The 13,819-nt window shown below is 60.3% G+C and carries 11 protein-coding genes and 2 pseudogenes; 2 read left to right on the top strand and 11 right to left on the bottom strand.

Features of this window, described 5'->3' with window-relative positions; translation table 11 throughout:
* Nucleotides 1-61 precede the first annotated feature (61 nt).
* Nucleotides 62-1,936 (bottom strand): acyltransferase family protein, encoded by a 1,875-nt coding sequence (locus DH08_RS16900; protein WP_192180374.1) that lies wholly within the window; start codon nt 1,934-1,936, stop codon nt 62-64.
* Nucleotides 1,937-1,982: 46 nt separating this feature from the next.
* Here DH08_RS16900 and DH08_RS37445 point away from each other — a divergent pair.
* Nucleotides 1,983-2,235 (top strand): annotated as a pseudogene (locus tag DH08_RS37445) (transposase); the annotation flags it as partial.
* Nucleotides 2,236-2,565: 330 nt separating this feature from the next.
* Here the strand turns inward: DH08_RS37445 and ubiM are convergent.
* From ubiM to ccoN, 9 genes are all read right to left on the bottom strand, one after another.
* Nucleotides 2,566-3,747 carry a 5-demethoxyubiquinol-8 5-hydroxylase UbiM gene (gene ubiM, locus DH08_RS16890; protein WP_192180373.1) on the bottom strand — a complete coding sequence of 394 codons (1,182 nt, stop codon included), beginning with the start codon at nt 3,745-3,747 and terminating at the stop codon, nt 2,566-2,568.
* A gap of 457 nt (nt 3,748-4,204) precedes the next feature.
* Nucleotides 4,205-4,360 carry a cbb3-type cytochrome oxidase assembly protein CcoS gene (gene ccoS, locus DH08_RS16885; RefSeq protein WP_192180372.1) on the bottom strand — a complete coding sequence of 52 codons (156 nt, stop codon included), beginning with the start codon at nt 4,358-4,360 and terminating at the stop codon, nt 4,205-4,207.
* Nucleotides 4,357-6,642: a cation-translocating P-type ATPase gene (locus tag DH08_RS16880; protein ID WP_192180371.1), complete on the bottom strand. Its 2,286-nt coding sequence runs from the start codon at nt 6,640-6,642 to the stop codon at nt 4,357-4,359. Before DH08_RS16880 ends, ccoS begins: the two co-directional genes overlap by 4 nt.
* Nucleotides 6,639-7,136, bottom strand: coding sequence for a FixH family protein (locus tag DH08_RS16875; RefSeq protein WP_192180370.1), 498 nt, complete (start codon nt 7,134-7,136; stop codon nt 6,639-6,641). The genes DH08_RS16880 and DH08_RS16875 overlap by 4 nt, the downstream gene beginning before the upstream one ends.
* Nucleotides 7,133-8,695, bottom strand: coding sequence for a cytochrome c oxidase accessory protein CcoG (ccoG, locus tag DH08_RS16870; protein ID WP_192180390.1), 1,563 nt, complete (start codon nt 8,693-8,695; stop codon nt 7,133-7,135). The genes DH08_RS16875 and ccoG overlap by 4 nt, the downstream gene beginning before the upstream one ends.
* Before the next feature lie 205 nt (nt 8,696-8,900).
* Nucleotides 8,901-9,764: a cytochrome-c oxidase, cbb3-type subunit III gene (ccoP, locus tag DH08_RS16865; protein WP_192180369.1), complete on the bottom strand. Its 864-nt coding sequence runs from the start codon at nt 9,762-9,764 to the stop codon at nt 8,901-8,903.
* Nucleotides 9,765-9,766: 2 nt separating this feature from the next.
* A complete protein-coding gene (locus tag DH08_RS16860) occupies nt 9,767-9,916 on the bottom strand; it encodes a cbb3-type cytochrome c oxidase subunit 3 (RefSeq protein ID WP_095496049.1) in 150 nt (49 codons plus the stop codon).
* 11 nt (nt 9,917-9,927) lie between these two features.
* Nucleotides 9,928-10,659 carry a cytochrome-c oxidase, cbb3-type subunit II gene (gene ccoO / locus DH08_RS16855; protein ID WP_192180368.1) on the bottom strand — a complete coding sequence of 244 codons (732 nt, stop codon included), beginning with the start codon at nt 10,657-10,659 and terminating at the stop codon, nt 9,928-9,930.
* Nucleotides 10,659-12,281, bottom strand: a complete 1,623-nt coding sequence (gene ccoN / locus DH08_RS16850; protein ID WP_192180367.1) for a cytochrome-c oxidase, cbb3-type subunit I — start codon at nt 12,279-12,281, stop codon at nt 10,659-10,661. Before ccoN ends, ccoO begins: the two co-directional genes overlap by 1 nt.
* Nucleotides 12,282-12,676: 395 nt before the next feature.
* Here ccoN and DH08_RS37440 point away from each other — a divergent pair.
* Nucleotides 12,677-12,850, top strand: a pseudogene (locus DH08_RS37440) (hemerythrin domain-containing protein); the annotation flags it as partial.
* Nucleotides 12,851-12,957: 107 nt separating this feature from the next.
* Here DH08_RS37440 and DH08_RS16840 read toward each other — a convergent pair.
* Nucleotides 12,958-13,698: a Crp/Fnr family transcriptional regulator gene (locus tag DH08_RS16840; RefSeq protein WP_192180366.1), complete on the bottom strand. Its 741-nt coding sequence runs from the start codon at nt 13,696-13,698 to the stop codon at nt 12,958-12,960.
* Nucleotides 13,699-13,819 lie beyond the last annotated feature (121 nt).

The raw sequence follows: 13,819 nt of genomic DNA, 5'->3' as shown, positions 1-13,819 counted from the left end.
GCTCCTGCTGCTGGCGAGATTAATGTGGCCGAGAATGTGGTACAAGACAACACGGCCCAGCTCACAAGTTGGCGGGATCGATGAGCTTTCGAGCGGCGTGCTTGGCGAAGTATCGTGCACCGCTCTGGGTCAGGTGAGCCGCATCATAGAAGATGGGGTGTTGCTTTTCATCTAGCACCACGCACTTATCTTGGTCGGGGCAAACTGATGAAAAGATGTCCAGATAGCGATTACCAAATTGCTGAGCCAGCATGTTGTTTATAAAGAGAGTGTCGGAAGCCTTGAACCGCGCAGCCAAGCTCCCGAGCCCGTCCAACTTCCCGTTCATGTTAACGAAATCGATGCTGCTCTTGAGGAGGTTCTTTCTGCCTAGGACATATACGCGAGCTGGGCTGATTGACTCAATTTTGTCGGCGGCAGCACGCATGCGTTTCGCACCGTATCGTTCCCATAGGAACGCGACGATAACCACATCCGCCTTTTTGAGTGCGGGGCTGGAAAGGAGCGCGTTGCTTCTCTCTTTGCATTTCTCCTCAAGGGAAGGGTCTGACGTGGTGTAGATATTTTCTTGGTCCCAATACTGCTGATCATCGGCATATGGAATGTTGCAGCCATAGTTGAACGTATAGGTGACTATGTCGACGTTCCGCTCGTGGTTTCCTTCCAACAGGATGTTCGTAAAATCAGCGGACTGGCTGTCCCCCACGATGAGGATATGTTTTCTGCCAGGCTTAAAGGTGTTGCTGCTCAGGCGGATGTCATTCGCCCATACGTATTTCATGAGAACATCCATATCGTAGCTGTTTACTCCGCGAAGCGCTTCTGGCAATCGCCAAGTCCAGCCTTTTGTAGCCCAGCTATGCAATGACGGTGCAACAATCAGGGCGGTGGCCGAAGTGCAGATCGTCACCAGCCGCCGGCCCTGCAAGGCATGGGAGTATCTTAGTGGACGCTCGATGAACCCATGAAGCAAATAGCCAAGCAGTATCGATAGAGCGATGGCGGCGACGCCCTGGAACGTGTCGAGGTCGCGCCCGGTTGCATGGAGCCAAAAGACGACAATGGGCCAGTGCACGAGATAGATCGAATAGCTTGCTCGGCCAATCAATAGAGCCGGTGCCGTTTTAAGCGGCAAGGCAGCGACGGCGTTGCGCCCGCCGTAGATCATCATCGCGGTCCCTAGAGTGGGAAGTGCCGCATGCCATCCTGGAAACGACGTCCCGGCATCGAACTGAAGAATGGCGTAAAGGATTGCCAAGCCACCGGTGGTGTAAGCAATGTCGGAAGACAGACGCCCTGGCGTCTTGGCCCACACAAGGGCGGCTCCGCAGGCAAACTCAAATATGCGAAACGGTGTAAGGAAGAACGCGGCCGTTAAATCAAAGCGCATAGCCAAAAGGCACGCCGTGAAACTGATGAGACCAAACGCGGCCACGGCCACAAGGGCCAGTCGGCCCTTCCGCACCGAGGCAGAGATGATGGCTGGCCAGATCAAATAGAATTGTTCTTCGACCCCAAGCGACCAAGTGTGCAAGAGTGGCTTGGTCGTTGCGGCTGCATCGAAATAGCCGCTTTGCATCCAGAAATAGACATTCGACAGCGACAGGATCGCCATGGCGGCAGAGCCGGAAAAGCTGCGAAAGTCCTCTGGGCCTTGGATGAATGCGGCACAAACGAATGTGACAAAGATCGTGGAAAATAGTGCTGGAAATAGCCGGCGTGCGCGCCGGGCGTAAAAGTCGGAAAAGCTGAATGTTCCGGCGCGCACCCGTTCAACAACTATCTTTGTAATCAAATAGCCACTGATCACGAAGAAGACGTCGACGCCGACATAGCCACCGGAAAGGGTTGAGAACCCTGCGTGGAATAGGACAACAGCAGAAACCGCAAAGGCACGAAGGCCGTCAATATCCGGCCGGTAGTCGAATCGATTCATTCGCTCCTCTAAGCACGGCCTCGGCTGTAACATCAAGGCATTCGCCATGGCCGACATCCTGCGCGCCCGTATCTTTGCGATCGCCTGCGGCTACGAGGATGCCAACGATCTCGACCGGCTGCGCACCGACCCGGCCTTCAGGCTCGCCTGCGGACGATTCTGTGTTGGCAGCCGACATGCTCGCGACTGGAGAACCTGCCCGAGCTCAAGACGGCATTCAGCTCGGCGATGTGCTGGTCGACCTGTGGCTGATGACCCGATGCCGCGCGCCCGAGACGGTGGCGCTCGACATCCACGATAAGCTCTAATTTCGAGGGGTTCAGCGTATCAATGCGACCGTAGCGGTGATCGACGCGTCGGCTCGGAAACCCGTGGTCATCATGACTTCGGGTGGTAGGCCTGCCTCGTATAGCATTGCCGGCTGATTGTCGAAGTCTTGCCCAGCCATGCCTTGAACCGGATCCCATTTCGAGGCCTTGCAACGCAAGACCATGGAAGCGGCATTGGCACGGGCAGAATTATCTGGTCGTCGCTCAGGAGATGAAGACGCGCGCTTAGACGGCGAGATAGAAGAGGAGCCCGGGCGAGATCGCGTCCTCAGATTTGTCGACGGTATCGTGACTGTGGTCTCACCGCCTAAGCATGGCCGAAATGCCATGGCGGACAAATGGAAGATATTGGGCAAAGCGAAGTCCCGCATGTCTTGCAATCCGTGCCGCCGGGTGCTCGCCTGAGTACAGTCCGACAAGTATGTTCGTAGCATGATAGAGCGGTGCCGCTGACCGGCGAAGCCAGCTTTCGTACTTCTGGAGCGTGTCCGGATCGGCAATGTCGCGACGTTCGCGACATGCTGCCAGAATTTGATCGGCGAGTTGCTTCTGGCCGCTCAGGCCGATGTTGAAGCCATGCGCAGTCACTGGGTGCATGCCAATGGCAGCGTCGCCGATGAGTGCGGCGCTCGGAGCCCAGAATTTGTGCGCCCACGTCGTGACCAGCGGATAGCTATGGCGGGTGCTTGCCAAACTCATTTTTCCGAGGCGTTCTCGACACCGGTTTGTCAATTCCGTCAGGAACAAATCGTCGTCGAAAGCAAGCAGTCTATCGGCTGCGTTTAAGGGCAAAGTGACAAGCAGCGACGACACACTTTCCGTGAGCGGCAACATCGCTATCGTCTGATGGTGATCGAACCATTCGACTGCGATCTGGTGATGGAGGCGCTCGTGCCTCACCCGGCAAATCAGCATCGCCTTGCCGAGCCGATTGATATCGGCGCCGATGCCGAGCAGATTGCGCGTGGCGGACAACCGCGAATCCGCTGCAACGAGAAGCCGAGCGGTCAGTCGCCTGCCATCGGAGAGCGTTATGACTGCTCCTTTGTGGCTGTTTGTTGCATCAACGACCGAATGGCCGCATATCAGCTGGGCATGATCCTGCAAGCGGATGGTCTTGAACAGGGCATCGCGGATGCGACAATTTGGGACCAGAAATCCGAGTGGTTCCTCAGATCCTCTGGGAGGATCGAAACACACAGCGAAAGGGCTCAATCCGTTGAGCACGCGCGCGCCTTGCAGCGGTGATTTTTCCGAAGCGGGGATGGCATCCCAGGCGCCGAGCTCGCGAAGGATTCTGATCGAGGCGTAGGTCAGCGCGATCTCGCGACCGTCGAAAGCCGGATTCGCCAGCCGTTCCAAGGACTGCTGTTCAACAACTGCCACCTTCAGTTCGCTCTGCCCCAGCGACGCGGCGAAGGAAAGTCCGACCGGCCCGCCTCCGACGACAACGATGTCGAAACTGTCGTCGTAGCCGACCATCAGCGTGCCGCCATCGAGTCGGCTATCTGCGTGAGATGCTGGTGGAGTTGAGCCACAAACTGTGGACCGATTGCGCTGGGTTCCAGTGCCCGCCGCGTCGCCTCGGCTGACTTTTGGCTTTGGCCATTCTTCGTGTCGGTCTTGATCCAGACCGGTCGCCGAGGTGTTCGGCGGCGCGATTCATTGAAGGAGCCGACCACTACCTTGAAAAAACCCAAAAACCGCCAAGACGCTGATGGTGACGACTAAACTGTCCGTTAGACATGCGTTCTCCCTTGAAAGGCTAGTCGACGAAACCACGCCGATGAGGAGATAACCTTGATCTGGATCAGCCAGACACGACAAATCCGGGCGACGCAGTCCTTCGACGACAGGGGCTTTTCGCAAATCTACGTCAAGCGCGGCTTAGCTAAGCTGCTATGGAGCCTCAGCAGGTTTTTCGGCACGGCGATCTGGGTCAGCGTTCCGGCTTGTCATCGGGGTCGATGAGGATCCGCTCGGCGGCTCCATCGAGATCCTCGTATTGACCACTCCTCAAGGCCCACAGAAAGCCGGACAGCCCCAGCGCGCCAAGGAACAGAGCTGCTGGTATGAGGTAGACAAGCGTCGTCATGACGGGTGCACCGATGCGCGAATGCCCGAACGCGTTGCCGAGGGAGCCCTCGTCACCGCGGCGAGCACAAAACCCTGCAGGCGCAACGCATTTCCGATGACAAGCAGCGACGAAGCAGACATCGCGATTGCCGCGATCAGCGGCGTGACGTGCCCCAGAATGGCTATCGGCACGGCAATGGTGTTGTAGACGATCGCGATGGCAATGTTCTGGCGGATCAGCCGTCCGGCCTTCCGTGAGACGTCCAGGGCAAGGGGTACGGCCAAAAGGCTTTCGCGCAGGAAGACGAAGTCGGCCGTGTTGCGGCCAATGTCGGCGGCGGTGGCCGGAGCGATCGAGACGTGCGCAGCGTTCAGCGCGGGGGTATCGTTGAGCCCGTCGCCAACCATCAGGACCTTGTGGTCGTCCTTCGCCAGCGTTTCGATGCACTCGACCTTGCCCGAGGGAAGCAGGGCCGGAACGAAGTCGTCGATACCCAACGTTTCCGCGACTTCGCCGCAGGCGGCTGCGGTATCGCCCGACAGCATCTCCACGGACACCCGGGCATCGTTCAACTGCACAATGGCTGCCCTGGCGTCGGCACGCAGTGCGTCCTCGAAAACGAATGAGGCGACAATGATCCCGTCTTTCGTCAGAACCGTTCCGCCATAGCTATGTTTGCCTTCGCCAACGGTTCGAGCCTTCAATCCAGCCCAGCCGCGCCGGCCCAATCGCCAAGTGCTGCCCGCAGCGGTGGCTTCGATCCCGAAGCCTGGGTGCTCGCTGACGGATTCGAGTTTCGGCTGACCGGCAAAGCCCGCCATGCCGGCTATGGCCCTTGAAAATGGATGGCGGGAATGCGCGGCCATTTCGGCTGCGATCGCCAGCATGCCCGGATCGACTAACGACGCATTGACGAGCCGGGGCTGGCCGAGCGTAAGCGTTCCGGTTTTGTCGAACACCGCGGTATCGATCGTGGCCAAGCGCTCCATGGCAGAACCATCCTTGACCATGATGCCGTTTTCAAACAGGCGCCGCGCTGCGACCACCTGCACGATCGGGACCGCAAGGCCGAGTGCGCATGGGCATGTGATGATGAGAACGGCGATGGCGATCGTCATTGCCCGGTGCCAGTCGCCGGTCGCCGCCATCCAGCCCGCGAACGTCACGAAGGCGGTAAGGTGAACCACTGGCGCATAGAGCGCTGAAACGCGGTCGGCAACCCGGCGATAATGCGCGCGACCGCCCTCGGCGGCTTCCATCAGCCGAACCATTTCTGCCAGGAAGGAATCTTTTGCGGCGCCTGTCGCCTCGACGGTCAGCGGGCCGGTGAGATTGAGAATGCCAGCCTGGACGGCTTCTCCTGACGTCACGGTTCTGGGAGTGCTCTCACCGGAAACCAGTGAACAGTCGAGATCCGAAGAGCCTCGAATGATCTTGCCGTCGACGGGAATCCTTTCGCCCGCCGCGATCAGCAGCTGCATGCCAGGTTCTATCTCGCCAACCGGCAGGTAGTCGCGCGTACCATCGTCGCGCAGTACTATGGCGCCGCGCGCCGCCAGCCGTGACAGGCCGTTCACCGCGGTCCGGGCTCGTTCCCGCATCACGTGGTCGAGCGTGCGGCCGATCAGCAGGAAAAACAGCAGCGATACCGACGCGTCGAAGTATGCGTGGTCGCCATGGTTGATAGTTTCATAGAGGCTCATGGTGTAGGCAAGCGAGACCCCAACCGCAATCGGCACGTCCATGTTCATGCGACCGTGGCGCAACGCGTTCCAGGCCGAGCGGAAATAGATGCCACCGGCGAAGGCGAGCGCGGGGATGGCGATCAGCGCCGAGACCCAATGGAACAGATCGCGGGTCGCACCTTCGGCACCGGACCAGACCGAGACCGAAAGCAGCATGATGTTGCCTGCGGCAAAGCCGGCAACAGCGACGGCCCGGATCAGTTCGGAAAGCGTCTTGTCCTTCTCGCCGGTCTCGGGGTCGAACAGATGCGCTTCGTACCCAAGCCGTCCAAGCGCGGCGACAAACGGCGGAACCTCATTTCCGCGCCACCGGATCGCGACGCGTTTCGTCGACAGGTTGACGCGCGCGCCCTCGACGCGATCGAGCTTTGCAAGTGCTGTCTCGATCGTCTGGATGCAGCCCGCGCAATGAACCGTCGGTACTGAAAGATCGGTCTGGCGAAGGTCGTCGCCAAGCGAGCGACTCGCCAATTTGATCTCCTGGTTCGACGGCTGGACGGATGTGGCCCTGTCCAGAGCCAGCGCCATTTCGGCGCCCGGCGCACAGCAGCTCATTGCAGCGCTCCTTGGGAGATCATGATCCGACGGACGTCGCGATAGGGTTGCGCAAGGCCGGCATCGGCGTCCATTTCGACGATCCAGACGCCATCCCTCGGCGTGTGTTGCGCGGCAAATTCCTGGCCCACAGCAGAGGCCAGTGTGATGGACTTGTCCTCTGCCTCGTAGGCGGGATGGCGAAACAGCACCTTGACGCCTTGCAACGGAACCGGCTTGCCGTCGGCATCGCTGAGGCTGTAGCGGACTTCACCCCCTGCGATCGTCAATTTGCCCGTCCAGCCAAGTGCAGCCTGTACACGACCTTCCTCAGCCTTCTGGTTGAACTGCTGGCTCGCCACGTAGGTGTTTTCGACGACAAGGCCGGTCCAACTGGTGTTGGCGAGTGTCGCCATGGTCAGATTGACGCCTATGACCACACCAAAAAAGGCAAGAATAGTGAGCAACATATGCTTGCCGGTAAATTCGCGGGGCTCTCGCGTATCAACGCTCATCTGGCGGTCTCCGGTGCGTTGAAAGTGGCTGTGTATTCGTCAGATTCGAAGCGCGCCATGTCCTCGACGCGGAACTTGAAGGTTTGCGCTGTGTCGTCCACCTGGTTCGCCGGCTGGCGCACGAAAACCTTCAGCATCTTCAGCCGGTCGGGTTCGACCGGGATGGCGAAGGAACGGGCCGCAGGCAGGTCGATGCCGACGACGCTCATTTCGGCTCCCTGCAAGCCCTGCATGGTGACGACGATCGTCCTTGGCTCGGGGACCATGTTGAGCAGCTTGACGGTATAGCCGTTGCGGATGGAGCCGTCGGAGAGCGTGACGAACTGCGGGTTGCGGTCGTGCAGCACGTTGACCTCGAGCCGCTCGCGTGCCAGCAGCGAATAGAGCAGCGCAAGCCCGACCGCCGACCACGCGCCCATGTAGGCGAAGGTCCGCGGCCGAAAGATCTTGCGAATGTGGAAATGCGCCAACCTGTCGGAGAACGTGCCGTCGGCAGTGAGCACCAGCGAAGGCTTCACCGCGCCGGAGCCACCCCCGGTCGCCACCGCCATATTGGCGTTGTAGTCGGACAGCGTCGCATAGGAGATCAGCCCGCGCTTCTTGCCGAGCTTGTCCATGACGCCGTCGCAGGCATCGATGCAGAGCGCGCAGGTGATGCATTCGAGCTGCTGGCCGTAGCGGATGTCGATCCCCATCGGGCAGACCGCGACACAGGCATTGCAGTCGACGCAGTCTCCGACCGGCTGCCCCGCGGCCTGGACCCTCTTGGCGTGCCGCGACCGAGGTTCGCCGCGCCAGTCATTGTAGGTCACGGTGAGCGAATTTTCGTCCAGCATGGCCGCCTGGATGCGCGGCCACGGGCACATATAGGTGCAGACTTGCTCGCGCATCAGCCCACCGAATGTGTAGGTCGTCGCCGTCAGCACGGCTATGGTGATGTAGGCGACGGGCGCGGCGGTTCCGGTGAACACCTCTCGAAGAAGAGTTGGCGCATCGGCGAAATAGAAAATCCAGGCGCCGCCGGTGGCTGCCGCAATGACCAGCCAGATGGCGTGCCTCGTTGCACGCAGCACCAGTTTGCGCGCTGTCCAGGGGCCGGCATCGAGCTTCATGCGCGCGTTGCGATCGCCTTCCATCGCCCGCTCCACGACCAGAAAAAGATCGACCCATACGGTCTGCGGGCAGGTATAGCCGCACCAGGCGCGGCCGACGGTGGAGGTGATCAGGAAAAGGCCGATGCCAGCCATCATCAGCAGGCCGGCGACGTAGTAGAATTCCTGCGGCCAGATCTCGATGAAGAAAAAGTAGAAACGGCGGTTGGCAAGATCGAGCAGCACGGCCTGGTCCGGGGCAAACGGCCCCCGATCCCATCGCAGCCAAGGCGTCAGATAGTAGATGCCCAGGGTGATCGCCATCACCAGCCATTTGAAGCGGCGGAAACTGCCCGAGGCCCGCTTGGGGAAGATCTTCTTGCGTGGGGCATAGAGCGGCTGACGGGTCTTGGTGGAGTTGACCGCTTCGGCTTCGAGCCGTTCTACCGTTTTATCCAGCACGTGCATCTCCACTCGCGCGCAGCCGATGAAATTGCCGTTCAACCGGACTCGTCTGCTTCGGCTGACGTCCGGAATGCTGCGTTGAGCAAGCTTTGCCGCGGGCAGCGCCGCGTTGATGCAGGTCAATCGCCGCATGCCGGAATGGTGTCGAGGCCCGGCTCGCGCCGGGCCTCGTCGCTTGGCGGGGAGGGCCGAGAATAGGCTTCCGTTCCTATTCTCCGCCGCCAAGCGAATGGATGTAGACGGCGAGTTCCTTGACCTTGGTCTCGCCGAGACGCCCGATCCAGGCCGGCATGACGCCGTGCTTCGGCGCGCGAACCTGCGCGGCAATGGCCGTCTCGCCCGGTCCATAGAGCCAGATCGCGTCGGTCAGGTCGGGTGCGCCGAGTTCCTTGTTGCCTTTTGCATTCTCACCATGACAGGCGGCACAATTCTCGGCGAAAACATTGGCGCCGGGTTCGATCAGCCTTGCGTCCCGGACCAAGCCGGACAGGCTGGCAACGTAGGTGCTGACCTGCGCGATCTGATCTGCCGTGATGATGTCACCAAAAGCGGGCATTTCCGACACGCGCGTATCCGGGTCGGATGCGAAGCGGATGCCGTGCGTGATCGTCTGCTGGATCTGTTCGGCCTTGCCGCCCCACAGCCAGTCGTCGTCATTGAGGTTCGGAAAGCCCTTGGACCCTTGGGCGCCGGAGCCATGGCACTGCACGCAATTGACCCTGAATGCCGCACCGCCGGCAGCGACAGCGAACTCGCGCAATGCGTCGTCGGCAGCAATCTCCGAGACGGTTTTCGATTCCACCGCCGCGACATATTTGGCCTTGGCGGCTTCGGCGGCTGCCAGTTCATTCTTGACATGGTTGCGGCTCGAATAGCCGAGCACACCTCTGGTCGCGGAAGTAAGCATTGGCCATGCCGGATAGGCGATGGTGTAGCCGATCGCCCAGACAATGGTGATGTAAAAGGTCGTGACCCACCAGCGCGGAAGTGGGTTGTTGAGCTCTCGGATGCCATCCCACTCATGGCCGGTCGTTGAGATGCCCGAGACCTCGTCGATGTGCTCGCTGCTCATGATCAATCGTCCTTGAGAGGAATTCGTGCGGCTTCGTCAGCTTGCCTGCGGCCGCCAGGGCGAAGCGCGAAGGCAACGCATCCGACGAAGAACAGCGCCATGGCGAGCAGGCCCCAGCTGTCGGCGAATTCCCGCATCAAATTGTAGTCCACGATCACACTCCTCAGCGGTAGCCGGCGGCTTCGTCGTAGGTCTTGAAATCGACCAGCGTGCCGAGCATCTGCAGGTAAGCGACCAAGGCGTCCATCTCGGTGACCTGTTGGGGGTTGCCGTCGAAGTCGCCGACCTTGGCCCTCGGATAACGGCCTTCCAGACCGGACGTGTCGGCATTCGGATCGGCCTGTATCATCAGGTCGGCATTGGCGTTGGCGATCATGTCATCGGTGTAGGGGACACCGACACGCCCGTTCGCGACCAGATGCGTCGAGAAATCCTTCACCTCGATCGGCGTGTCCTTTAAGAACGCATAGCTTGGCATGATCGATTCCGGCACCACCGAACGCGGCTCGGCAAGATGCTGAACGTGCCATCCGTTCGAGTAGCGGTCGCCGACCCGGGCAAGGTCCGGCCCGGTTCGCTTCGATCCCCACTGGAACGGATGGTCGTACATCGACTCGGCCGCCAGGCTGTAGTGGCCGTAGCGTTCAACTTCATCGCGGAACGGCCTGATCATCTGGCTGTGGCAGAGGTAGCAGCCCTCGCGCACATAGATGTTGCGCCCGGCGAGCTCGAGCGGCGAATAGGGCCGCATGCCTTCGACTTTCTCGATCGTGTTGTCGAGATAGAAGAGCGGCGCGATCTCGACGATGCCGCCAACCGTCACCACAAGAAGGGAACCAACGAGAAGAAGCGTGGCGTTCTTCTCGATGATCGCGTGTTTGTCCATCAAGCCCATCATCTGGCTCCTGATCGCGCAGGCCGGAGGGCGGGGATGGAGCCCGGCATTGGCTCCTCCTCGCGCTGGTGGCCGAGGATGGTCATGGCGATGTTCCACGCCATGATCAGGGCGCCAGACAGGTACATGGCGCCGCCGATGGCACGCATGATGTAGTAGGGATGCATGGCGGCGACCGTTTCGGCGAAGGAGTAGACCAGGAAGCCCTGCTCGTCGTATTCGCGCCACATCAGGCCCTGCATGATGCCGGAAACCCACATCACTGCGGCGTAGACGACGATCCCGAGCGTCGCCAGCCAGAAGTGCCAGGTGACGAGCCGCAGCGAATAGAGCCGTTCACGATTCCATAGCTTAGGCACCATGTAGTAGATCGCGCCGAACGAGATCATGCCGACCCAGCCGAGCGCGCCGGAATGAACGTGGCCGATGGTCCAGTCGGTGTAGTGCGACAGCGAATTGATCGTCTTGATCGACATCATCGGGCCTTCGAAGGTCGACATGCCGTAGAAGGCGACGGCCATCACCATCATGCGGATGATCGGATCGGTGCGCAGCTTGTCCCAGGCTCCCGACAGCGTCATCAGGCCATTGATCATGCCACCCCAGGAGGGCATCCAGAGCATGATCGAAAACGCCATGCCGAGCGTCTGCGCCCAGTCGGGCAAGGCAGTGTAATGCAGGTGATGCGGCCCGGCCCAGATGTAGAGGAAGATCAGCGCCCAAAAGTGGATGATCGACAGGCGGTAGGAATAGACCGGCCGGTTCGCCTGCTTGGGCACGAAATAATACATCATGCCAAGGAAGCCGGCGGTCAGGAAGAAGCCGACGGCGTTGTGGCCGTACCACCATTGCGTCAGGGCATCCTGGACGCCGGAGAAGGCGGAGTAGCTCTTCGAGCCCAGGAAGGATGCGGGCATCGACAGGTTGTTGATCACATGCAGCATCGCGATGGTCACGATGAAGGACAGGTAGAACCAGTTGGCGACGTAGATGTGCGGTTCCTTGCGCTTCAGGATGGTGCCGAGGAACAACAGGAGGTAGGCGACCCAGACGATGGTGAGCCAAAGGTCCACATACCATTCGGGTTCGGCGTATTCGCGGCTCTCGGTGATACCGAGCAGGTATCCGGTCGCGGCCATGACGATGAAAAGCTGATAGCCCCAGAACACGAACCAGGCGAGATCGCCGCCGAAGAGCCTGGCGCGGCAGGTGCGCTGTACGACATACAATGACGTGCAAAGCAGCGCATTGCCGCCGAAAGCAAAGACAACACCGGACGTGTGCAGCGGCCGCAGGCGGCCGAAATTGAACCAGGGCTCGACGTTGAGATCCGGATTGGCAAGCTGCAGGGCGATGACCACACCAACCAGCATGCCAACGACACCCCAGAACATTGTGGCGATGGCGCCATAGCGGATTGGCCCATCCATGTAGGCAGAAGGATCGACCGGTGCTGCCGGCGCAAAGCTGGTGTTGCGCAGAAGGATGGCGATAAAGCCAAGCAGCACGAAGAAAAGCACCCACATGTGCTGGCGAAACGGCTCGTCCACACCAAAGCCTGCCGCCACCAGCGCCATAAACGCAAAAAGGCCCAAAGCGACGATTTCTATGCCGATTTTCATGACATGTCCCGACCTCGGATTCCGATGCGCGGACGCCAATCCGCGGTGCATTAATTCCGCAGCCGCGGCCTACTCGCCCTGATCCATGTCAGGGCCACACGATTTTGCTTCGGGCAGATCGAGTTCGGTGCGATCAGAAGGTGGCGATTGAACGAGGAAACGCAGCACAGGCCGCCGGCTCATGGACAAGTCCGGCGTCCCCCCGGGCGGGGCCGGAGCGGCATTCCGGGCGATGTAATGAAGCGTCCATTGGGAAAAGCTGCGGCTCTGCGACGCGCTGGAAAATATTGCCGATGCCTTGCCAAGCGTCGATCGCTTCAAATGCCTTGGCATAGCCCGCGCGATCGTTCGCTGCTTCGCGACTTCATTGGTTCGAGGAGACGGTCATTTTCCCCGTGGATGAGGCGGACTTGACCTCAGCCGAGGCCAATCTTGCCTCCACCAGCCGGTTGCGCGCCGAGCATGTCGAGGATCGATGCTTCGCCGACGAGGTGGCCGAAACGCTCATGGCGATCGGTCATGGTGATCCGATAGAGCCTGCGGAAGCTGTCGGGTTCATGCTACGCGGCTTCTTCGAAGGCTTGCGGCGACACATCGCGTTCGAACGCGAGCATGTCCTGCCGCGGATCGGAATAAGCGACGGAGGCCCGGCGCCTAGGTCTCATTCCAAGGGCGGTTACCGCGCGCCTCGGCCGCCGCAGCGCTGCTCCAGCCGGCTCATGCTGTCCACCGTCACCTGGCGGTTGTTCTCGATCCGGATCACGCGGTCAGCCCGCAATCGCGTCAGCTGGCGGCTCACGGTCTCGTTCGTAAGTCCAAGGAAATCAGAGATGTCGGCACGCGTCAGCGGCAGATCGAAGCACACCGACCTGGCCGCCGGGTCAACATTGGGGTCGATATTCCGGGCGATCAACAGGAGAAAGCTGGCCACCTTTTCCGAGGCCGTCTTTCGCCCCAGCGTCACCATCCATTCGCGTGCCTCGTCGAGCTCGTTCAGCGTCTGCTTGAGCAGGCGATGTTCGAGCTCCGGTGATTCCTTCATCATCCGTTCGATGGCGGCTTTCGGAAACGAGCACAGGGAGACAGCCGTTGCCGCTTCCGCATTGATCGCGCTTTTCACCTTGAAGGGCCGTCCCAGAAAATCCGGTGCAAACTGGAGGCCGACGATCTGCTGGCGGCCGTCCGAAAGGCTCTTCGTCAGCTTCACCACGCCTGAAAGCACGTTTGAATAGCTGTCGACGGCCTCGGCGTCGCCCATTAGTTCGACCCCCGGCTCGATCTTGTGCCGCGACGAAGTCTTGGCAAGCCGCGCCAAATGGTCTGGATCGAGCGCACCGCAGACGCCACGGTGCCGTGCCTCGCAAGGTAGGCAAAGAACGGGAATGCCGGAACTGTGAATATCCTGCCGTACTGTCATTCGATGGCTCTACCGATCCCAAGTGCCGGCAGGATAGCAATCGACGGTAGAAAAATCCTTGCGGCAGTTTGTCCGTGCTGGAGGCTGACCGAAATCAGGGCTTTGGCTGTTCGACGCGTCC

Origin of the sequence: Mesorhizobium amorphae (assembly GCF_014843845.1) — a bacterium.
GTDB lineage: Bacteria > Pseudomonadota > Alphaproteobacteria > Rhizobiales > Rhizobiaceae > Mesorhizobium > Mesorhizobium amorphae_A.
Note: the sequence above shows the minus strand (reverse complement) of the source record. Positions and strands in the feature narration are given on the sequence as shown.

Bases quoted from the DNA above. Each gene is read 5' to 3' on its own strand.
- DH08_RS16900 (WP_192180374.1), bottom strand. From the start codon at position 1,936: ATGAATCGATTCGACTACCGGCCGGATATTGACGGCCTTCGTGCCTTT.
- ubiM (WP_192180373.1), bottom strand. From the start codon at position 3,747: ATGGTCGGCTACGACGACAGTTTCGACATCGTTGTCGTCGGAGGCGGG.
- ccoS (WP_192180372.1), bottom strand. From the start codon at position 4,360: ATGACGACGCTTGTCTACCTCATACCAGCAGCTCTGTTCCTTGGCGCG.
- DH08_RS16880 (WP_192180371.1), bottom strand. From the start codon at position 6,642: ATGAGCTGCTGTGCGCCGGGCGCCGAAATGGCGCTGGCTCTGGACAGG.
- DH08_RS16875 (WP_192180370.1), bottom strand. From the start codon at position 7,136: ATGAGCGTTGATACGCGAGAGCCCCGCGAATTTACCGGCAAGCATATG.
- ccoG (WP_192180390.1), bottom strand. From the start codon at position 8,695: ATGCACGTGCTGGATAAAACGGTAGAACGGCTCGAAGCCGAAGCGGTC.
- ccoP (WP_192180369.1), bottom strand. From the start codon at position 9,764: ATGAGCAGCGAGCACATCGACGAGGTCTCGGGCATCTCAACGACCGGC.
- ccoO (WP_192180368.1), bottom strand. From the start codon at position 10,659: ATGGGCTTGATGGACAAACACGCGATCATCGAGAAGAACGCCACGCTT.
- ccoN (WP_192180367.1), bottom strand. From the start codon at position 12,281: ATGAAAATCGGCATAGAAATCGTCGCTTTGGGCCTTTTTGCGTTTATG.
- DH08_RS16840 (WP_192180366.1), bottom strand. From the start codon at position 13,698: ATGACAGTACGGCAGGATATTCACAGTTCCGGCATTCCCGTTCTTTGC.